This is a genomic window from Limimaricola soesokkakensis, assembly GCF_900172345.1.
Taxonomy (GTDB): domain Bacteria; phylum Pseudomonadota; class Alphaproteobacteria; order Rhodobacterales; family Rhodobacteraceae; genus Limimaricola; species Limimaricola soesokkakensis.
The window spans coordinates 60,996-78,455 of record NZ_FWFY01000001.1; the positions used below are offsets into that span (position 1 = coordinate 60,996).

Sequence of the window (17,460 nt, forward strand, 5' to 3'; positions counted from 1 at the left end):
ATCAGCTGTCGTCCATGCCCAGGCTAGCCCCAAGCGCCGCCGCGCAGAGCCCCGCCAGGGCCAGCGTGCCGAGCACGAGATCACCACCAGCAGCCGGCGTCAGCGCCGACAGTCCCGGGATCGCACGATCGACCGCGCCGGGCGCGAAGATCGCGCTCGCGGCGATCGCAACCAGCAGCAGCGCCCAGACCCCGACGCCGTGCAGCGCCGCGACCCGGCGGCGCGTGGCCCCCGACAGCGCGGCGGCGCTCCAGCCCGCTGCGAACAGCGTCGGCAATGTCAGCAGCGCGGGCCACAACCCGCCCGGCTCCGGAAGCGTCCCGGCAAGGCCGCGCCACAAGAGCATCAATGGCACCATCAAGCCAAGGCCGATCAGGCCTCCCGTCAAAATCGCCATCCCGGCGATTCGGGTCGTACCGGTGTGAAGAACGGACGAGGAAAGGGTCCCGCGGGTGGACGGGATACGATGAAAAGGCTGGGTCATGGTAAACTCCCTTGCTGCGCGGCCAGTCTAGCGCAACTCTCGGGAAATCGATCCAGTCCGGATGTATAAGGTGCCGGGGTTTTTTCTCCTCAGCTCCGGATTCCTGCGAAACGCGCGTGCCAGTCGGCGCGCTCCTCGTCGGTGATCTTGCGGAATGTCACGTCCGGCACCGCGAAGCCATGCCCCACCGACAACACCGACAGCGCCTCGGCCACGTCGCCGGGCCAGGCGTCATCATCGGTCTTCATCGCCTCCATCAGCTGCGCGCTCGCATCGGGGATGAAGGGCGCGGACAGGACCGCGTAGAGCCGGATCAGGTTCAGCGCGAGGCGGATCTGCATCGCCGCCGCTTCGGGATCGGTCTTGAAGCTGGCCCAAGGCGCGGCATCCTGCAGGTATTCGTTGCCCGCGACCCAGATCGCGCGCAGCTCGGCCGCGGCCTTGCGCACCTCGATCGCGTCCATGTGACCCTCATATGCGCGCACCCGGCGCTCCAGATCGGCGATGAGCGCAAGTTCGCGGTCGCCATGGGCGCCGCCCGCCGGCACCTCCTCGCCGAACTTGGAGCGGCAGAACTTGGTGACGCGGCTGACGAAGTTGCCGAGCACGTCGGCGAGATCCTTGTTGACCGATTGCTGGAAGTTCTCCCAGGTGAACTCGGCATCCGAGCTTTCGGGCGCGTGGCTCAGCAGCCACCAGCGCCAGTAGTCGGCGGGCAGCACCTCCAGCGCCTGATCCATGAACACGCCGCGCCCGCGCGAGGTCGAGAACTGGCCGCCATCATAGTTCAGGTAGTTGAACGACTTGATGTAATCGACGAGCTTCCACGGCTCGCCCGAGCCGAGGATGGTCGCCGGGAAGGACAGGGTGTGGAACGGCACGTTGTCCTTGCCCATGAACTGGGTATAGCGCACGTCGTCGGCGCCCTTGTCGGTGCGCCACCAGCGCTCCCAATCCTCGCCCTTGCCCGCATCGACCCATTCCTGGGCGCAGGCGATGTATTCGATCGGCGCGTCGAACCAGACGTAGAAGACCTTGCCCTCCATGCCCGGCCACTCGGCGTCGCCCTTCCGGACCGGGATGCCCCAGTCGAGATCGCGGGTGATGCCGCGATCCTGCAGACCGTCGCCGTCATTGAGCCACTTGCGGGCGATCGAGGTGGTCAGCACCGGCCAGTCGGTCTTGGAATCTATCCAGTCCGACAGCTCGCCGCGCATCTTCGACTGGCGCAGGTAGAGGTGCTTGGTCTCGCGCGGCTCCAGATCGGTTGAGCCCGAGATCACCGAGCGCGGCTCGATCAGGTCGATGGGGTCAAGCTGCTTGGTGCAGTTGTCGCACTGGTCGCCGCGCGCGCTCTCGAAGCCGCAATTGGGGCAGGTGCCCTCGATGTAGCGGTCGGGCAGGTAGCGGCCGTCGGCCTTGGAGTAGATCTGGGTTTCGACCCGCTCCTCGATCAGCCCTGCCTCGTCGAGACGCGCGGCGAAGGCCTGGGTCAGACGATGGTTCTGCGGGCTGGACGAGCGGCCGAAATGGTCGAAGGAGAGCCGGAAACCGCGCGCGATCTCGGCCTGCGTCTCGTGCATTTCGGCGCAGTATTCGGCCACCGGCTTGCCGGCCTTGGCGGCGGCCAGCTCGGCGGGGGTGCCGTGCTCGTCGGTGGCGCAGAGGAACAGCACCTCGTGACCGCGCCCGCGCTGGTAGCGGGCGAAGAGGTCGGCGGGAAGCTGGCTGCCGACCAGGTTGCCCAGATGCTTGATCCCGTTGATGTAGGGGATGGCCGAGGTGATGAGATGCCGTGCCATGCTGTGCTGCCGTCCTTCGATGCGTCCGGGGCCCCATGTAGCGATCCCGCCCGCCCAAGGCCAGTGCGGCCTTGAACGCTTGCCCACCGGCCCAAGCCGCCCTACCTCTGCGCCTCGCGGACCGGGCGCATGTGGCCCGGCAGGACGACAGGAAGGCCCCATATGAAGAAGATCCCACTCGGCCGTAGCGGCATCGAGGTCAGCGAATGGTGCTTGGGCACCATGACCTATGGCAGCCAGACCCCCGAGGACGACGCGCATCGCCAGCTCGACATGGCGCTCGATGCCGGGATCGATTTCCTCGACGCGGCCGAGATGTACCCGGTGAATCCGGTAAAGGCCGAGACAGTGGGCCGCACCGAGGAATTCATCGGCAACTGGATCGAGAAGAGCGGCAAGCGCGGCGCCTACAAGATCGCCACAAAGGCCGCCGGCCCCAACCCGGGCTGGGCCCGCGACGGCAAGGGCTATGATGGCGGCAATCTGCGCGAGATCGTCGAGGGCTCGCTGCGGCGGCTCAAGACGGATGTGATCGATCTCTACCAGCTGCACTGGCCCGAGCGCGGCCACTACCATTTCCGTCGCTACTGGTCCTACGATCCCTCGGATCAGAACGCCGAGCGGACGCTTGCGCATATGGACGAGGTGCTCGGAACGCTGAAGGCGCTGGTGGCCGAGGGCAAGATCCGCGCATTCGGCCTGTCGAACGAGACCGCTTGGGGCACAACCCGCTGGATCGATCGCGCCGAGGCCATGGACGGACCGCGCGTCGTCTCCGTGCAGAATGAATATTCGCTGCTGTCGCGGCTCTACGACACCGACATGGCGGAGATGGCGGTGAACGAGGGGGTGCTGCTGCTGGCCTATTCGCCGCTGGCCTGCGGGTATCTGACCGGCAAGTATCAGAACGGCGTGCCCGAGGGTTCGCGGCTGGCGATCAATGGTGATCTCGGCGGTCGCAAGACAGACCGGGTGATCGCGGCGACGCAGGCCTATCTCGACATCGCCGCGCGCCATGGGCTCGACCCGGTGCACATGGCGTTGGCTTGGCAGCGTACGCGGCCTTTCCCGGTCTGCCCGATCTTCGGCGCGACCAACACGGATCAGCTCGAACGCATTCTCGCGGGGCGCGAGGTGGTGCTGTCGGACGAGGTGGTGGCCGAGATCGACGCTGCCCACAAGCAGCACCCGCTGCCCTATTGAACCGAGATCCCCGCCCGGCGCAGCCATGCCCGGGCGTCCCCTGCGACCCGAGGAGGGCACCGTGACCGTCACTATCCCATCGCGGATCCGCCTTGCGCCCAAGCGGGCGCTCGCGGCATTGCTGTTGCTCTCGGCCTGCGGCGCGGCGGAGCCGCCGGTGCCAACGCCGGTGTTCCGGACCGTGGGCACGCCGATCGCCTCGAGCCTGCGCGGCAGCGCCTCCGATCTGAACGGGGACTGGATCGTCGCCGCCGCCTATCCCGGCGGGCCGGTCGCACCCGGCGACCGGGTGACGCTGCGCCTCGACGCCTCGGGCGGCGGGGTCGCGCGGATTGCCGGGGCAGGCGAGGCAAGGCTCGTTCCGGTGACGGCAGAGGGGCGCGGTCGCTTCGATATCGGCGGCGAGCCTTGGTGGCTGCTCTGGACCGATGATGATTTCCGCACCGCGGTGATCGGCGCGCCGGGCGGCGAATATGGCTGGATCATGGATCGCCCCGGTCAGGCCGGGGCCGATCGGGCGCGGGCGGCCCGCGAAATGCTGGACTTCAACGGCTATGACACCGATGCTCTGAAGACCGCACGGGAGGGCTGAACCATGGCGGCATCCGGGGCCAGAACGGCGGCGATCATTGGCGGCGGGGTGATCGGCGGCGGCTGGGCCGCCCGCTTCGCGCTGATGGGCTGGAACGTGCGTATCCACGACACCGACCGCGATGCCGAACGCCGCATCAACGAGGTGATCGATCGCGCCCGTGCCGCGATGCCCGGACTGTGGGACGTGGCGCTGCCCGATGAGGGCAGGATCAGCTTTCACGACGACCTCGCCGAGGCGGTCGAAGGCGCCGAATGGATCCAGGAAAGCGTGCCCGAGCGGCTCGATCTCAAGCACGAGATCTATGCGGCGATCCAAGGCGCCTGTACCGAGGCCGCAATCATCGGCTCCTCGACCTCGGGCTTTCGCCCCTCGGAACTGGCAGAGGGGGCGACGCGGCCAGGCCAGATCGTCGTGGCGCACCCGTTCAACCCGGTCTACCTGATTCCTCTGGTCGAAGTCGTCACCGGACCCGGCACCGGCACGGCGCGGATTGACCGAATCCGCTCGACGCTGCGCGACATCGGCGCGCATCCCCTGTTCCTGCGCCGGGAGATCGACGCGCATATCGCCGACCGGCTGCTCGAGGCGGTCTGGCGCGAGGCGCTGTGGCTGGTCTCGGACGGGGTCGCCGACACCGCGGAAATCGACGACGCGATCCGCTACGGCTTCGGTCTGCGCTGGGCGCAGATGGGGCTGTTCGAGACCTACCGCATCGCCGGCGGCGAGGCGGGGATGCGGCAGTTCCTGACCCAGTTCGGCCCGGCGCTGAAATGGCCCTGGAGCAAGCTTACCGACGTGCCGGAACTGACCGACGAGCTGGTCGAGACGATCGCCAGCCAGTCCGACGCGCAATCCGGCCGCCGCTCCATCGCGGAGCTGGAGCGCATTCGTGATGCCAATCTCGTGGCGATCCTGCGCGGGCTCAAGGCCCGCGACTGGGGCGCGGGGCGGCTTTTGAACGCGGCCGAACGCCGGATCGGCGGCGCCCCCCGGAGCCTCGACGCGCTGTCGCTCACCTCGCCGCTGCCCACCGGCGCGCGCGCGGTGCCGCTCGACTGGAGCGACCAGAACGGTCACATGACCGAGCATCGCTACCTGCAGGCCTTTGGCGACGCGACCGATCGGTTCTTGGCGCTGGTGGGCTGCGATGACGATTACATCGCCTGCGGCCACAGCTACTTCACGGCCGAGACCCATATCCGGCATCTCGCAGAGGTCCGCGCGGGAGCCCGGATCGAGATCGACACGCGGCTCCTTCTGGCTGAAGGCCGCAGGCTGCGGATCTTCCACCGGATGTGGGAAGACTCGCGGCTGGTGGCGACCGGGGAGCACATGCTGGTGCATGTCGACCTCGAAAGCCGCCGGGCGGTGATGCCGCCGCCGGAGCTTCAGGACAAGTTGGCGCGTGTTGCCAAGGCGCATGCCCATCTGCCCGAGCCGGAGGGCGCAGGCGCCGCTGTGGGCCGCCCGCCCGAACGCCAGCCCGATCCGCAGGAGTGAGCCGCCGGGCTCAGCCGCGCATCGCGCGCGCCTCCATCGTGCCGTGAAAAAACGGTACCGGGCGGCGGGCATCGGGATCGTCGAGCCGGGCCTGCAACTCGCGCAGCGCCAGCTTGGTGATATCGGGCAGGTCAAGCGCGTCGATGCGCGCAAGCGGCACCCAGTGCAGATGTGCCAACTCGTCCTCGGCGCCCGAGAAATCATCGGGATCGCTTGCCAGCGCCGAGGCGGGGGCAAGAAAGAACCGCGCATCGAAGCGGCGCGACTGCCCCGGCGGCGTCACCGCGCGAAACATCGGCAAGAGCGGTGCGGCGTCGGGCCGGTGCCCCGAGCGGGCGAAGCCGCGCCAGCCCGGCGGCGCGTCCGGCCAGTCGCCGGGCCGACCGAGGATTTGCCCGGTTTCCTCCCAAAGCTCGCGGATCGCGCAGGCTGCGAGCGCACTGGCCATCGGCCCCAGCTCCGCCTCGTGCTCGGGGCCAAGCGGGGCGTCCAGTGGCACGCGGGCGTCGACCGGGTCGAGCGCGCCGCCGGGAAACACGTATTTCGATGGCATGAAGGCCGCCCCCGCGCCGCGTCGGCCCATCAGCACCGTCGGGCCCTCGGCCATGTGACGCAGCAGGATGATCGTCGCCGCGTCGCGCGGTGCCGCCGCGACGCTACGCATCAATGCGCCTTGCCGAAGCCGTGCATGCGCCGCGCCCACTGGATGCCGACCACGACCCCCTTGAGGCGCGGCAACAGATAGAGCGACAGCGCCACGGCGACCACGGTCAGCACCGTCGCCATCACCAGAGGCTCGGGGCGAAACCGGGTGAAGCCGACATGGATCACCGGCGCAAGCAGGTGACCGACGATCAGGATGGTGAGATAGGCGGGGCCGTCATCGGCGCGGTGGTGGCACAACTCCTCGCGGCAGACCGGGCAACGGTCGACCACCTTGAGATAACCCTGAAACAGCCCCCCTTCGCCGCAGTTCGGGCAACGTTTGCGAAAGCCGCGCAGAAGCGCGGGCCGCGTCGGTCGGTCCTCGGTCTCTGCATCCGGCTGGGGGGGGTGCTCGCTCATCCGCGGCTCCTCGGGAGGTGGCGTCTTGCTCCTCACATGAGTGCTTCGAGAGCATTTTGAAAGACCATGTACCGGGGTTGCGTCGCCATGCCGCGCGGCAGACCAGTCCTAAATCACGCGCGAGAGCCCGCCGCGTGATGTGCGGCGGGCTCTTTGACCGGAATGAAAAAGCCGATCCCGGCGCGCTTCTGGGGGGGTTACTCGACGGCGGGGAGCAACACGGTATCGATCACGTGGATCACGCCGTTCGACTGCTTGACGTCGGCGATGGTGACGCTGGCGGTGCGGTCCTGGCCATCGGTGATCATGATGGTGCCGTCGTCGCCTTCGCTGACGGTGAAGGTGCAGCCGCCGACGGTCTCGACCTCGTGCATGCCGCCATCATCCGCGATCATGCCGGAGATCGCGTCCGACATCGCGTTCGCCGCCACGACGTGGCAGGTGAGGATCTCGGTCAGCCGGTCCTTGTTCTCGGGCAGGAGCAGCTCTTCGACCGCGCCCTCGGGCAGCGCCTCGAAGGCGGCATTGGTCGGCGCGAAGACGGTGAAGGGGCCTTCGCCCGAAAGCGTCTCCACCAGATCGGCGGCCTGCACGGCCGCGACGAGCGTTGTGTGGTCGGCCGAGTTCACCGCGTTCTCGACGATGTTCATCTCCGGGAACATGGCGGCGCCGCCGACCATCGGGTTGCCGGTTTCGGCGTGGGTCTCGGCCAGAGCCATAGTCGAGGTGAAGGCAAGGGCGGTGCCGGTGAGAATGGCCTTGAGGTTCATGATGTCGTCTCCCTGACGGTTCGGGGGGCGTGTTTGCCCCCTCGTGACGCCAGCAGACACGGCGGCGCGGCGATGCCGGTTGCAACGCCTGACATCACGCTTGCGTGATCGCTCCCGCATCGAGCCAGGCGGGAAGAGCGCCGATATCGTCGAACACCAGATCCGCATGCGGGGCCAGCGCGTCGCGCGGCGCCAGCCCGGTCAGGACCGCCACCGCCACCATCCCGGCGGCGCGGGCGGCCTGCAGATCGTGCAGGCTGTCGCCGATCATCGCGCAGGTGCCGGGCGCCGCGCCCAGCGCCTCGGCGCAGGCGAGCAGCTGGCCGGGGCCCGGTTTGAAACCGAAGCCGCTATCGGCCCCGGCGACGAAGCCGAACGTCGCGGCCAGGCCGGCGGCGCAGATATGCGCACGGGCGGGCGCCTCGGAATCATTGGTCACCAGTCCCAGCGCCACGCCGCGCGCCGCCAGTTCGGCGAAGAGCGGCGCGAGCGGCACCGCCGGGACCTGCGGTGCCTCCGCAGCCCTCGCGTTCATCCGCGCGATCAGGGCCTGTCGGTCGCAGCCCAGAAGATGCGGCAGCATCGCATCGGCGATCTCGGCGGTGGTCGAGGCGATGACGATGCTGTCGGGTGCAAAGCGCCCGGTCTCGAGGTCATAGCCCAGCGCCGCAGCGATCGCCGCCATTCGGACCGGGTCGCCCTCGGCCTCGGCCTCGATCAGCCCGCGCGACCAGCCGCCCCAAGTGGCATGGAAGTCGAACAGCGTGCCGTCCTTGTCGAAGATCAGCGCGGTGGGGTTCATGTCCAGTTCATCCGCGACGGCCCCGCCAGCACCAGCATGGCGGTATGCGGCTCGTCATAGTCATACCCGGCGCCGTCGCAGAAGCTCGTGACCCAGGCGTCGTCCATGGTCAGGAACTCCAGCACCGAGGCCTGAAAGGAGGGTTCGGCCGCACGGTTGCGCAGATCCTCCGCCGCGGCACCGGTCGAGCCGAGAAAGACCGGCCACAACTCGTCATTGGCCGCGAGCCAGCCCAGCGCTCCCAACGCGATCACCTCGGCACGTTCCCGCTTCATGGTTTTCCTCCGAAGGTATTGGCAGGGTTTTGTTAACTAATATTCCCGACCCTGTGACCGGGAGCGGGCGAAGGGCCCGAACAAGGACATGCTCATGTCGGGTCGTATCCTGATCGTCGATGGAATCGCAACGCAAAGGGGCGCGCATGACGCGCTTCTCGCGGCTGCGGGCTTCGAGTGCCTGCATTGCCGGGATGCGGGGGCGGCGCTCGCCCGGCTTCCTGATCCCGGCATCGACCTGCTGTTTCTGCCGCTGGACGATGTCGCCGATCCCGCTGCGGCCAGTGGCTTGCTCGAGCGGCTCCGCGCCGGCCCGGCGACGGCGCGCCTGCCCGTGGTCGTGACCGGGCGCTGGCCCGATCCGGCGTGCAGGTTGGCGCTGCTGCGCGCGGGCGCCGACGAGGTGGCCGAGGCGCCGATGCAGGTGGCGCTGCTGCAGGCCCGGATCCGCAACCTGATGCGCGCCCGCGATACCGAGGGCGAACTATCGCGCCGGGCCGCCACCCATCAGGCGCTGGGCTTTTGCGAGGCCGCGGCGGGGTTCACGCCCCGCCAGAAGGTCGCCGTCATCACGCCCCGGGCCGAGATTGGAACGGCCGCGCGCCTTGGCCTGAGGGGGCCGGCGCGCCGCATCGCACCGCAACAGAGCTTTGCGGCGGAGGCAGGACAGGAGGATCTTTACGTGATCGATGGCGCGGCCTTGCGCGCCGAAGGGCAGCCGTCGCGCGAGCTGTTTCGCATCGTCGCGGAGCTGCGCAGCCGATCGGCTACCCGCCGCGCCGCGCAACTCGTGATGCTGCCGGAGCCGGGGCGCGAGGCGGCCATGCTGCTCGATCTGGGGGCGGATGATGTCGTGCCGGCCGGGGTGCTGCCCGAGGAGATCGCGTTCCGGGCCGCGCGCCTGCTGGCCCGGAAGGCGTTGGCCGACCGGCTGCGCGCGACGGAGCGGCAGGGGTTGGAGGCCGCGCTGACGGACGAGCTGACGGGGCTGTGGAACCGGCGTTATGCGCTGCCGCATCTGGCGCGGCTGATCGACGAGGCACGGAAGCGGCGGCGACCCATCGCGGTGATGCTGCTCGACATCGATCATTTCAAGATGGTGAACGACCGCCATGGTCATGCGGCGGGGGACAGGGTGCTGGCGCAGGTCGCCCGGCGCCTGCGCGACGGGCTGCGGCCCGCCGACCTGCTGGCGCGGATCGGCGGAGAGGAGTTCCTCGTGGCGATGCCCGAGACCAGCCTCGAACAGGCCCGCGGCGCCGCCGAGCGGCTGTGCCTGAAAATCCGCAACCAGCCCTTCGTCCTGTCCGGAGAGGGGTTGCCTTGCGAGGTCACCGTTTCGGTGGGCGTGGCGACGGGGCCGTGCCACAGCGCCCCGGCGACAGAGGCCGAAACGCTGATGCGCCACGCCGATGCGGCGCTCTACGCGGCCAAGCAGACCGGGCGAAACCGCGTCACGGTTAGCCCGAGCGCGGCCTAGCCGAGGCAGCTTTCGAAGGCTGCGGCCAGATCCTCGATCAGCGCCGGATAGAGATCGGGGCCGGGCTCAAGCCGCAGCCCGTCGGGATCGGCCATGGCCGTCTTGGCCTGCGTGTTCTCGCGCAGCAGCGCCACGAGATCCGGCGGAGTCTCGGGATCGGTCAGGATGCAGGTGATGCTCCCGGCCTCGATCATCTCGCGCAGCGCCGCGAGCCTGGCCGGCCCCGGAGCCGAGGCGTCCGACAACGATACCGCCCCCGTTGCCGGCAGGCCAAAGCGACGCTCGAAATACTGGTAGGCGTCGTGTGGAACCAGGTAGGGCAGTCCGGACAGCGAAGCCAGCCGCTCGGAGATGTCCGCGCTAAGATCGGCATCCGCGGCGATCGCGGCGGCGGCATTGTCGCGGTAGAGCGTGGCATTCTCCGGATTGATCTCGGCCAGCGCCTCGGCCAGCCGCGTCATCCAGGCCGCCGCTACCTGCGGGTCGAGCCAGGCATGCGGGTCCGTGTCGCCTCCGGCATGCTCGTCCGTCTGCGTCATCTCGTCGTCAGGCGGGTGGTCGTCGCCGTGGTCGTCCTGCGGGACTTCCGCGTGATCGGCATACTCGCTGGCCTCTCCATGCCCTTCGGTTTCCTCGTGCTCGCCAGCATCATGATCGTCGTCATGCGCCGCGTCTCCACGACCATGCGCGGTTTCGAAGGCCGGGTCCTCGCGCAGCGGCAGCCGCTCCCAGCCGTCGCTGTCGAGCATGGCCAGCGTTTCGGCTTCGGGCGCCAGGGCCGCGAGGCTTTCGGCCAGCCAAGGCACGAGCGCCGGACCTGTCCAGACCACCATGTCCGCCTGCGACAGGTGCCGCGCATCCGAGGGGCGCAGCGCCGCATCATGGGGCGAGACGCCCGGCGGCAGCAACAGTTCGGGCGTACCGGCGCCCGCCATGACCCGTGCCACGAGGCTGTGCAGTGGCGCGGTGTCGACCACCACGCTCGGCGTCTCGGCAAGTGCAGGAGAGGTGACAAGGGCGAAGGCGGCGGCGACGGGGAGGGTGGGGCGCATCGGGAACCTCTTGTGCATCCGGTACTTGGAAGCTATGCGCTATGTTATAACGTAACATATGGTCAAGACCCGTTATCGGGATAAAGGAGGCGGTCATGGACGGACCCGGTTTCGCATGCGGCGATCACGCTGCCTGCATCCGCGGCGCGCTCGGTGCCGCCGAAGCGCGCTGTGCCGCGGATGGCGCACGGCTGACCCCGCTGCGTCGTCGCGTGCTCGAGATCCTGCTGGAGGGGCATTCGGCGATGGGTGCCTACGATGTGCTGGCACGGCTCGATGCCGAGGGGTTGGGCTCGAAGCCCCCCGTGGCCTACCGGGCATTGGGCTTTCTGGTGGATCACGGGCTCGCCCACAGGATCGAGCGGCTCTCGGCCTATGTTGCCTGCGCCCGCCCCGGGACCACGCATGCGCCCGCCTTCCTGATTTGTCGCGGCTGCGGTGCGGTGGCCGAAACCCAAGGGGCGGAGGGCCTGTCCCGGCCGGCCGCCGAGGCAGGTTTCGTGATCGAGCAGACCGTGATCGAGGCCGAAGGTCTGTGCCCCGCCTGCCAGGGCCCCGCGACATGACCCCGTTGATCGAGGCGAAGGGGCTGGAGTTCGGACCGAAGGCCGCGCCGGTGCTGCGCGACGTGTCGCTCCGGGTCGATCCGGGCGAGATCGTCACGCTAGTGGGGCCGAACGGCTCGGGCAAGAGCACGCTGCTGCGATTGATGATCGGCGCGCTGGCGCCCCGCCGCGGCACGGTGCGCCGCGCGCGGGGTCTGCGCATCGGCTACGTGCCGCAGAGCCTCGTGCTCGACCCGTCTTTGCCGATCACGGTGCGGCGCTTTCTCGACTTGCCGCACCGGGTGGGCGATGCCGAGGCCGAGGCGGCGCTGGCGCAGTCCGGCGCGGACGGAATCGCGCACAAGCAGATGGCCGCGCTGTCGGGCGGTCAGTTCCAGCGCGTGCTTCTGGCGCGCGCGGTGCTGAACCAGCCGCAATTGTTGATCCTCGACGAGCCGACACAGGGCCTCGACCAGCCGGGGCAGGCGGCTTTCTACCGCCGGATCGCGGCGCTGCGCCGGGAAATGGGCTGCGCGGTATTGATGGTCAGCCACGAGTTGCACGTGGTGATGTCGGCCTCCGACCGCGTGATCTGTCTCAACGGCCATGTCTGCTGCGAAGGCACGCCCGAGGTGGTCTCGGCCGCGCCCGCCTATCGCGAGTTGTTCGGCACCGGCACCGGTGGCCAGCTGGCGCTCTATCGCCATGAGCACGACCACGCCCATGAGGGCGGTGGCGCCGCGCATCATCATCACCACCATCATCACGCCGAGGGCTGACATGCTCGACGACTTCATGATCCGCGCGGGGCTCGCCGCGCTGGGCACCGCATTGGCCGCGGGTCCGCTCGGCTGCTTCGTGGTCTGGCGCCGCATGGCCTATTTCGGGGACGCCACGAGCCATGCGGCGATCCTCGGCGTCGCGCTGGCGCTGGGGCAGGGTCTGGCGGTGTTTCCCGGGGTGCTCGGCACGGCGCTGGCGATGGCGCTGGCGGTGCATGCGCTGTCGGGGCGCGGCCTCGCGCATGACACGGTGCTGGGGGTGCTGTCGCATGGCGCGCTGGCCGCAGGGCTCGTCGCCGTGGCCCTGACCGGGGGTGTGCGCGTCGATCTGGAGCTATACCTCTTCGGCGACGTCCTCACGGTGACGCGCGGCGACCTCGCCTGGATCTGGGGCGGAGCCGCGCTGGTGGTGGGTGTGCTGGTCTGGCGCTGGCGACGTTTGCTCACGGCAACGCTCTCGCCCGACCTGGCCCATGCCTCCGGCATTGCCCCTCGGCGCGAGGCGCTGGTCCTGACCTTGCTCCTCTCTGCCGTGGTGGCGGTGGCGATCAAGGTGGTGGGCGCGTTGCTGATCACCGCGCTCCTGGTGATCCCGGCCGCGGCTGCGCGTGGCGCCGCGCGCACGCCCGAGACCATGGCTCTCTTGGCGCTCGCGGCTGCGGCGGTCTCGGCGCTGGGCGGAGTTCAGGTCGCGCTGTGGCTCGATACCCCGGTCGGCCCTTCGATCGTCTGCGTTGCCGTGATGCTCTTTGCCGGCAGCCTGCCGCTCAGGGTGCTCGGGGCTGCGCGCGGATGATTGCCGGGCGGGTAGGTGAAAAACCGGCCCGCCTTGCCCTTGCCACAATCGATCTGCGACCTAGCGCGAAAACGTGTCTGAGGAGAGCAGATGAAACGATACATTCTGGCCGCGGCCTTGGCCGCGCTGCCCACGCTTGGCTTTGCGCCCGAGATCACCGGGTTTTCAGCCAGCACCGCCAGCGCAGCATCGAGTGGCTGCGCGCTTCCCGCCGAGGTGAATGCCAAGGCGACACGGATCGCTTCCGGCCTCAACGCCTTCCGCGCCTCTCAGGGGCTCGGCCGGGTCACCCATGACCGGGACCTGTCCAAGGCCGCGCAGGTGCAGGCCTGCGATCTCGCCCGCACTGGGCAATTCGGGCATCGCGGCAGCGACGGCTCCGATCATCGCGTGCGGCTCGAACGCACCGGCTACTGTGCCGGTGTCAGCGCCGAGAACCTGGCCTGGGGCTATCCGCGGGCGAGTCAGATCATCACCGGCTGGCAGGGCTCGCCCGGCCACCGTCAGGTGATGGAACTCGACCGCGCGCGCGAGTTCGGCGTCGGCATCGCCCAAGGTGCGAAGGGCCCGGTCTGGGTGCTGGTGATGGCGCAGCCCTGCTGAGACGGCTCAGCCGGTGATTTCCAGTGGAATGGTCACCGGCCCGTCATTGACCAGAGCCACCTTCATGTCGGCGCCGAAGCGCCCGGTCTCGACCGGCACCCCGAGCGCCGCCAGCTCCTCGGCGAAGGCGGCATAGAGCCGTTCGCCGATCTCCGGCGGCGCGGCCGTGGAAAAGCCGGGCCGGTTACCGGTGCGCGTGTCGGCGGCCAGGGTGAACTGGCTCACCACCAGCGCGCCGCCCCCGGTGTCGAGCAGCGAGCGGTTCATCCGCCCCGCCTCGTCGCGAAAGATCCTGAGCTTGGCGATCTTGGCCGCCAGCTTGGCGGGCAGGGCGTCGCCGTCGCCCTGCATCGCGCAGACCAAGACCAGCAGCCCCGGACCGCAGCGGCCGATCACCTCGCCATCGACGCTGACGCTGGCTTCCGAGACGCGCTGGACCAGTGCCTTCAAAGCTCGTGATCCCAGGGCGGGTTGGCGCCGGGGCGGCTGACGGTGACCGCTGCGGCGCGGGCGCCGAGGCTCAGCGCGTCGCGAATCTCGTCCTCGTCGAGCGTCGCGACATCGGCCTTGTTGAGCAGACCGGCGCGGTGCAGGCTCGCCAGCACGCCCGCGTTGAAGGTGTCGCCCGCGCCGACCGTGTCGGCCACCTGCACCTTGGGCGCGGCAGCGCTGACGACGTGCTCGGCGGTATAGCCGGTCGCGCCTTTCGAACCTTCGGTGATGCAGACGAGCTTCGGCCCCTTGGCCAGCATCTGGCGCGCGAGATCGGCGGTATCGCCTGCGCCTTCGAGCCAATGCAGATCCTCGTCCGAAACCTTCACGATGTCGGCGCGCGCGATCATCCGCTCGATCCGGGCGCGGTAGGCGGCCTCGTCGCGGATGAAGCTCGGGCGGATATTGGGATCGAGCATAGTGACGCGGGTGGCGCTTTCGCGCGCCTGCAACGCCTCGTAGGCCGTGGCGCAGGGCTCCACCATCAGCGAGATGCCCCCGAAGAACAGCGCCTCGGCGCCGGGCTCGGGCAGGTCGTCCTCGGTCAGCATCCGGCCGGCGGTGTTCTCGTCGTAGAAGCTGTAGCTGGCGTGCCCGTCGGTCAGCTTGACGAAGGCCAGCGTGGTCGGGCGGTCGGAGATATGCGCGGGAAAGCTGTCGACCTTCGAGGCTTCGAGCGTCTGGCGCAGGATGTCGCCGAACATGTCCGAGGAGATCCCCGAGAAGAAACCGGCGGGCGCGCCGAGGCGACCGAGCGCGATGGCGGTGTTGAAGACCGCGCCACCCGCATAGGGGGCGAAGGCGGTCTCGCCCGCCTCGGTGCGGCGGGGCAGCATGTCGATCAGGGCTTCGCCGCAGGCGAGGATCATCGGGTTTCCTTCCGGATCTTGGGGCTTCTCGATCGGCGCGGACAATGCCGCCCGACGCCGGGTCATGCAAGCGCGCTCACTGGTTGAGATAGCCCAAAGCGGCGAGAATCGCCGCCAGGACCAGCGCCGCGAGTACCGCCAGCGCGATCTTCCACTTGGAATAAGGCCGCGCGCCCTGAACCTTGCCGGATCGGGCGTTGACCACGAAGGCGTAGCTCTGGCCGCGATAGCGATAGGCGGCGGTCCAGACCGGCAGCAGCACGTGCTTGAAGGTCACGTCCGAGACGCGCGTTTCCAGTGCCTCGATCCGCTGCTGGTCGCCGCCGATGTCGCGGCGCACGTCCGAGCGGATTACCTCATCCATGATCCGGCGCGCCTCCTCATAGGCGGCGTCGAGCTCGACCTGATAACCCTCGGCCATGAAGCCCGCCACGTATTCCGGCCGGTAGGGGGTGAGCGCCGGCAGATCCCAGGGGCCGAGCGCGTCGGTATGCACCTTGGGCAGCGATTTCGAGCCGAGCACGAGGATGTCGTCGAAGAACCGCGCGACCCGGCCGCGCACGCGCCGCCAGCGAATGCGCGGCTCGCTCACCTGCGTGGGCTTGCCGTCGCGCATCACGGTGCGGGTGACGTAGTAGGTGTCGCCGCGCTGGCCGCGATACTCGCTCCGGGTCTGCGCGTCGAAGGTCCAGAACGGCACGTAGATGCCGTTCATCCGCCGCCCCTTGCGCGCGTATGCCTTCAGCCCGTTCGGCGCGAACCACAGGCTGCCGAGCCAGACCGTCAGCGCCTCGTGGGCGCGCGCCTCGTCGATTTCGAAGGGCAGGAGCGCACGCGGCTTGATGTGGCGGTGGGTGCCGGTATCGGCGACCACGGCCGTGTCGCAATAGGGACAGCGCGTGGCATGGGTGCCGGGCGCGAATTCCACTTGCGCGCCGCAATTGGGGCAGGAGGCGGTGCGCGTCTCCTCGATTTCGGACACCGGCACGTCGCCGCGCCGCGCGCTTTCGAAGTCGATCTCACGGGTGGCGTCCGGATCACGCAGCGACGCGATCGCCTCGCGGTGGCCGCAATGGGTGCAGGCCAGTTCGGTCGTGCCGGGGGCGAAATGCATGTCGCTGCCGCAGACCGGGCAGGGAAAGCGGTGCTCCTCGACCACGCCGCCGGAGGCGGTACGGGACAGGTTCGGAAGATCACTCACGCGGGACGGCTCACGGGGTGGCTCATGGGGCGGGCGGCGGGGGCGGTGGCATCACGGTAAAGAGCTGCGCCAGCTCGTCGACATCCTCGGCGCGCTTCCAGCCATCCTGCCCGGCGGTCCAGACGAAGGTGTCGCGGGTGAAGCCGCCCTCGGTCACCATCCGCCCGAGCCGCGCCTTCGAGAAGGGACCCGAGGTCTGCCCGTCCTTGGCGAGGTGCCAGACATGCTCGGCCGGCGGGGGAGGCGGCGGCGCGGCCTGGGGTTGCTGCTGTGGCGCCTGCGCTCCCGGCATCGGCCCCCATGGGCCCTGACCCGCGATCATGCCCATGCCAAAGCCCATGCCCGCGCCCATGGTGCCCGACGGGTTGGCGGCGGCGGTGGTCATCGCCTCGGCCGCGGAATACTGGCCGAACCGGCCCAGATCGCCGACGATGCCCATCGAGGTCCGCTTGTCGAGCGCGCGCTCCACCGCCTCCGGCAGCGAGATGTTTTCGACGTAGAATTCGGGTATCTCCAGCCCGTACTGGGCGATTACCGGGGCGATAGCGTCACGGACGACCTTTCCGAGATCGCCGGTATTGGCCGCCATGTCGAGCACCGGGATACCCGAACCCGCGAGCACGCGGCTCGCCTCCTGCACCACGATGTTGCGGATCTGGTAGGAGATCTCCGAGGTGGTGAACTCGCCATCCGTGCCAACGATCTCGCGCAGGAACAGGGCCGGGTCCTTGACCCGCATCGCGTAGGAGCCGAAGGCGCGCAGCCGCACCGGCCCGAACTCCGGATCGCGGCACATCACCGGGTTCTTGGTGCCCCATTTCTGGTTGGTGATGCGAGTGGTGTTGACGAAGTAGACCTCGGATTTGAACGGTGACCGGAACCCGTGGTCCCAGTGCTGTAGCGAGGTCATGATCGGCATGTTGTTGGTCTCGAGCATGTAGAGACCGGGTTTGAACACGTCGGCGAGCTGGCCCTCATGCACGAAGACCGCAGCCTGACCCTCGCGTACCGTCAGCTTGGCGCCGTATTTGATCTCGTGGCCCTCGCGCTCGAAGCGCCAGACCATGGTGTCGCGGCTGTCATCGGTCCAGTGGATGACATCGATGAACTGGCCGGAGAGGAAATCGAGAATGCCCATGGGTCG

The 17,460-nt window shown here is 69.0% G+C and carries 20 protein-coding genes; 8 read left to right on the plus strand and 12 right to left on the minus strand.

Going from position 1 to position 17,460, the window contains the following annotated elements:
* Nucleotide 1: 1 nt before the first annotated feature.
* Nucleotides 2-397, minus strand: a complete 396-nt coding sequence (locus LOS8367_RS00250; protein ID WP_085894446.1) for a hypothetical protein — start codon at nucleotides 395-397, stop codon at nucleotides 2-4.
* 176 nt (nucleotides 398-573) lie between these two features.
* Nucleotides 574-2,286, minus strand: coding sequence for a methionine--tRNA ligase (metG, locus tag LOS8367_RS00255; protein ID WP_085894447.1), 1,713 nt, complete (start codon nucleotides 2,284-2,286; stop codon nucleotides 574-576).
* 162 nt (nucleotides 2,287-2,448) lie between these two features.
* On the opposite strand from metG, the gene LOS8367_RS00260 reads away from it, so the two are divergent.
* The 3 genes from LOS8367_RS00260 to LOS8367_RS00270 all read left to right on the plus strand — a co-directional run bounded on the left by LOS8367_RS00260 (nucleotide 2,449) and on the right by LOS8367_RS00270 (nucleotide 5,584).
* The gene (locus LOS8367_RS00260) at nucleotides 2,449-3,489 is read left to right on the plus strand and encodes an aldo/keto reductase (protein WP_085894448.1); all 1,041 of its coding nucleotides are present in this window, start codon (nucleotides 2,449-2,451) and stop codon (nucleotides 3,487-3,489) included.
* Nucleotides 3,490-3,550: 61 nt separating this feature from the next.
* Nucleotides 3,551-4,081: a lipocalin family protein gene (locus LOS8367_RS00265; RefSeq protein ID WP_242665470.1), complete on the plus strand. Its 531-nt coding sequence runs from the start codon at nucleotides 3,551-3,553 to the stop codon at nucleotides 4,079-4,081.
* A 3-nt stretch (nucleotides 4,082-4,084) separates the two neighbouring features.
* Nucleotides 4,085-5,584 carry a carnitine 3-dehydrogenase gene (locus LOS8367_RS00270; RefSeq protein ID WP_085894450.1) on the plus strand — a complete coding sequence of 500 codons (1,500 nt, stop codon included), beginning with the start codon at nucleotides 4,085-4,087 and terminating at the stop codon, nucleotides 5,582-5,584.
* 10 nt (nucleotides 5,585-5,594) lie between these two features.
* On the opposite strand, the gene LOS8367_RS00275 is transcribed toward LOS8367_RS00270, so the two are convergent.
* The 5 genes from LOS8367_RS00275 to LOS8367_RS00295 form a co-directional block, all read right to left on the minus strand.
* The gene (locus tag LOS8367_RS00275) at nucleotides 5,595-6,248 is read right to left on the minus strand and encodes an NUDIX hydrolase (RefSeq protein WP_085894451.1); all 654 of its coding nucleotides are present in this window, start codon (nucleotides 6,246-6,248) and stop codon (nucleotides 5,595-5,597) included.
* Complete coding sequence (locus LOS8367_RS00280; RefSeq protein WP_085894452.1) at nucleotides 6,248-6,649, minus strand: DUF983 domain-containing protein; 402 nt, start codon at nucleotides 6,647-6,649, stop codon at nucleotides 6,248-6,250. The genes LOS8367_RS00275 and LOS8367_RS00280 overlap by 1 nt, the downstream gene beginning before the upstream one ends.
* A gap of 197 nt (nucleotides 6,650-6,846) precedes the next feature.
* Nucleotides 6,847-7,419, minus strand: coding sequence for a fasciclin domain-containing protein (locus LOS8367_RS00285; RefSeq protein ID WP_085894453.1), 573 nt, complete (start codon nucleotides 7,417-7,419; stop codon nucleotides 6,847-6,849).
* A gap of 94 nt (nucleotides 7,420-7,513) precedes the next feature.
* Nucleotides 7,514-8,221, minus strand: a complete 708-nt coding sequence (locus LOS8367_RS00290) for an HAD family hydrolase (protein WP_085894454.1) — start codon at nucleotides 8,219-8,221, stop codon at nucleotides 7,514-7,516.
* A complete protein-coding gene (locus tag LOS8367_RS00295) occupies nucleotides 8,218-8,496 on the minus strand; it encodes a DUF3572 domain-containing protein (protein ID WP_085894455.1) in 279 nt (92 codons plus the stop codon). Before LOS8367_RS00295 ends, LOS8367_RS00290 begins: the two co-directional genes overlap by 4 nt.
* Before the next feature lie 94 nt (nucleotides 8,497-8,590).
* Here LOS8367_RS00295 and LOS8367_RS00300 point away from each other — a divergent pair, with 94 nt between their 5' ends.
* A complete protein-coding gene (locus LOS8367_RS00300; protein ID WP_085894456.1) occupies nucleotides 8,591-9,976 on the plus strand; it encodes a diguanylate cyclase domain-containing protein in 1,386 nt (461 codons plus the stop codon).
* On the opposite strand, the gene LOS8367_RS00305 is transcribed toward LOS8367_RS00300, so the two are convergent.
* Entirely contained in the window at nucleotides 9,973-11,028 is a 1,056-nt protein-coding gene (locus tag LOS8367_RS00305) for a zinc ABC transporter substrate-binding protein (RefSeq protein ID WP_085894457.1), read from the minus strand. The two genes, LOS8367_RS00300 and LOS8367_RS00305, sit on opposite strands and share 4 nt — an antisense overlap.
* A 95-nt stretch (nucleotides 11,029-11,123) precedes the next feature.
* Here LOS8367_RS00305 and LOS8367_RS00310 point away from each other — a divergent pair, with 95 nt between their 5' ends.
* The 4 genes from LOS8367_RS00310 (at nucleotide 11,124) to LOS8367_RS00325 (ending at nucleotide 13,754) form a co-directional block, all read left to right on the plus strand.
* Nucleotides 11,124-11,594, plus strand: a complete 471-nt coding sequence (locus LOS8367_RS00310; RefSeq protein ID WP_085894458.1) for a helix-turn-helix domain-containing protein — start codon at nucleotides 11,124-11,126, stop codon at nucleotides 11,592-11,594.
* Nucleotides 11,591-12,352, plus strand: a complete 762-nt coding sequence (locus LOS8367_RS00315) for an ATP-binding cassette domain-containing protein (protein ID WP_085894459.1) — start codon at nucleotides 11,591-11,593, stop codon at nucleotides 12,350-12,352. The genes LOS8367_RS00310 and LOS8367_RS00315 overlap by 4 nt, the downstream gene beginning before the upstream one ends.
* Before the next feature lies 1 nt (nucleotide 12,353).
* Entirely contained in the window at nucleotides 12,354-13,151 is a 798-nt protein-coding gene (locus LOS8367_RS00320) for a metal ABC transporter permease (protein WP_085894878.1), read from the plus strand.
* A gap of 90 nt (nucleotides 13,152-13,241) precedes the next feature.
* Entirely contained in the window at nucleotides 13,242-13,754 is a 513-nt protein-coding gene (locus tag LOS8367_RS00325) for a CAP domain-containing protein (RefSeq protein ID WP_242665471.1), read from the plus strand.
* Nucleotides 13,755-13,760: 6 nt separating this feature from the next.
* On the opposite strand, the gene dtd is transcribed toward LOS8367_RS00325, so the two are convergent.
* From dtd to LOS8367_RS00345, 4 genes are all read right to left on the minus strand, one after another.
* On the minus strand, nucleotides 13,761-14,204 hold the full coding sequence (gene dtd / locus LOS8367_RS00330) for a D-aminoacyl-tRNA deacylase (RefSeq protein WP_085894460.1): 444 nt from the start codon (nucleotides 14,202-14,204) through the stop codon (nucleotides 13,761-13,763).
* Nucleotides 14,201-15,115 (minus strand): carbohydrate kinase family protein, encoded by a 915-nt coding sequence (locus tag LOS8367_RS00335; protein WP_085894461.1) that lies wholly within the window; start codon nucleotides 15,113-15,115, stop codon nucleotides 14,201-14,203. Before LOS8367_RS00335 ends, dtd begins: the two co-directional genes overlap by 4 nt.
* A gap of 76 nt (nucleotides 15,116-15,191) precedes the next feature.
* Complete coding sequence (locus LOS8367_RS00340) at nucleotides 15,192-16,274, minus strand: TFIIB-type zinc ribbon-containing protein (RefSeq protein ID WP_106535029.1); 1,083 nt, start codon at nucleotides 16,272-16,274, stop codon at nucleotides 15,192-15,194.
* Between the two features lie 64 nt (nucleotides 16,275-16,338).
* Nucleotides 16,339-17,454: an SPFH domain-containing protein gene (locus LOS8367_RS00345; RefSeq protein ID WP_085894463.1), complete on the minus strand. Its 1,116-nt coding sequence runs from the start codon at nucleotides 17,452-17,454 to the stop codon at nucleotides 16,339-16,341.
* Nucleotides 17,455-17,460 lie beyond the last annotated feature (6 nt).

Coding starts and splice junctions, on each gene's coding strand:
- LOS8367_RS00250 (WP_085894446.1), bottom strand. CDS start 397: ATGGCGATTTTGACGGGAGGCCTGATCGGCCTTGGCTTGATGGTGCCA.
- metG (WP_085894447.1), bottom strand. CDS start 2,286: ATGGCACGGCATCTCATCACCTCGGCCATCCCCTACATCAACGGGATC.
- LOS8367_RS00260 (WP_085894448.1), top strand. CDS start 2,449: ATGAAGAAGATCCCACTCGGCCGTAGCGGCATCGAGGTCAGCGAATGG.
- LOS8367_RS00270 (WP_085894450.1), top strand. CDS start 4,085: ATGGCGGCATCCGGGGCCAGAACGGCGGCGATCATTGGCGGCGGGGTG.
- LOS8367_RS00275 (WP_085894451.1), bottom strand. CDS start 6,248: ATGCGTAGCGTCGCGGCGGCACCGCGCGACGCGGCGACGATCATCCTG.
- LOS8367_RS00280 (WP_085894452.1), bottom strand. CDS start 6,649: ATGAGCGAGCACCCCCCCCAGCCGGATGCAGAGACCGAGGACCGACCG.
- LOS8367_RS00285 (WP_085894453.1), bottom strand. CDS start 7,419: ATGAACCTCAAGGCCATTCTCACCGGCACCGCCCTTGCCTTCACCTCG.
- LOS8367_RS00290 (WP_085894454.1), bottom strand. CDS start 8,221: ATGAACCCCACCGCGCTGATCTTCGACAAGGACGGCACGCTGTTCGAC.
- LOS8367_RS00295 (WP_085894455.1), bottom strand. CDS start 8,496: ATGAAGCGGGAACGTGCCGAGGTGATCGCGTTGGGAGCGCTGGGCTGG.
- LOS8367_RS00300 (WP_085894456.1), top strand. CDS start 8,591: ATGTCGGGTCGTATCCTGATCGTCGATGGAATCGCAACGCAAAGGGGC.
- LOS8367_RS00305 (WP_085894457.1), bottom strand. CDS start 11,028: ATGCGCCCCACCCTCCCCGTCGCCGCCGCCTTCGCCCTTGTCACCTCT.
- LOS8367_RS00310 (WP_085894458.1), top strand. CDS start 11,124: ATGGACGGACCCGGTTTCGCATGCGGCGATCACGCTGCCTGCATCCGC.
- LOS8367_RS00315 (WP_085894459.1), top strand. CDS start 11,591: ATGACCCCGTTGATCGAGGCGAAGGGGCTGGAGTTCGGACCGAAGGCC.
- LOS8367_RS00320 (WP_085894878.1), top strand. CDS start 12,354: ATGCTCGACGACTTCATGATCCGCGCGGGGCTCGCCGCGCTGGGCACC.
- LOS8367_RS00325 (WP_242665471.1), top strand. CDS start 13,242: ATGAAACGATACATTCTGGCCGCGGCCTTGGCCGCGCTGCCCACGCTT.
- LOS8367_RS00335 (WP_085894461.1), bottom strand. CDS start 15,115: ATGATCCTCGCCTGCGGCGAAGCCCTGATCGACATGCTGCCCCGCCGC.
- LOS8367_RS00345 (WP_085894463.1), bottom strand. CDS start 17,454: ATGGGCATTCTCGATTTCCTCTCCGGCCAGTTCATCGATGTCATCCAC.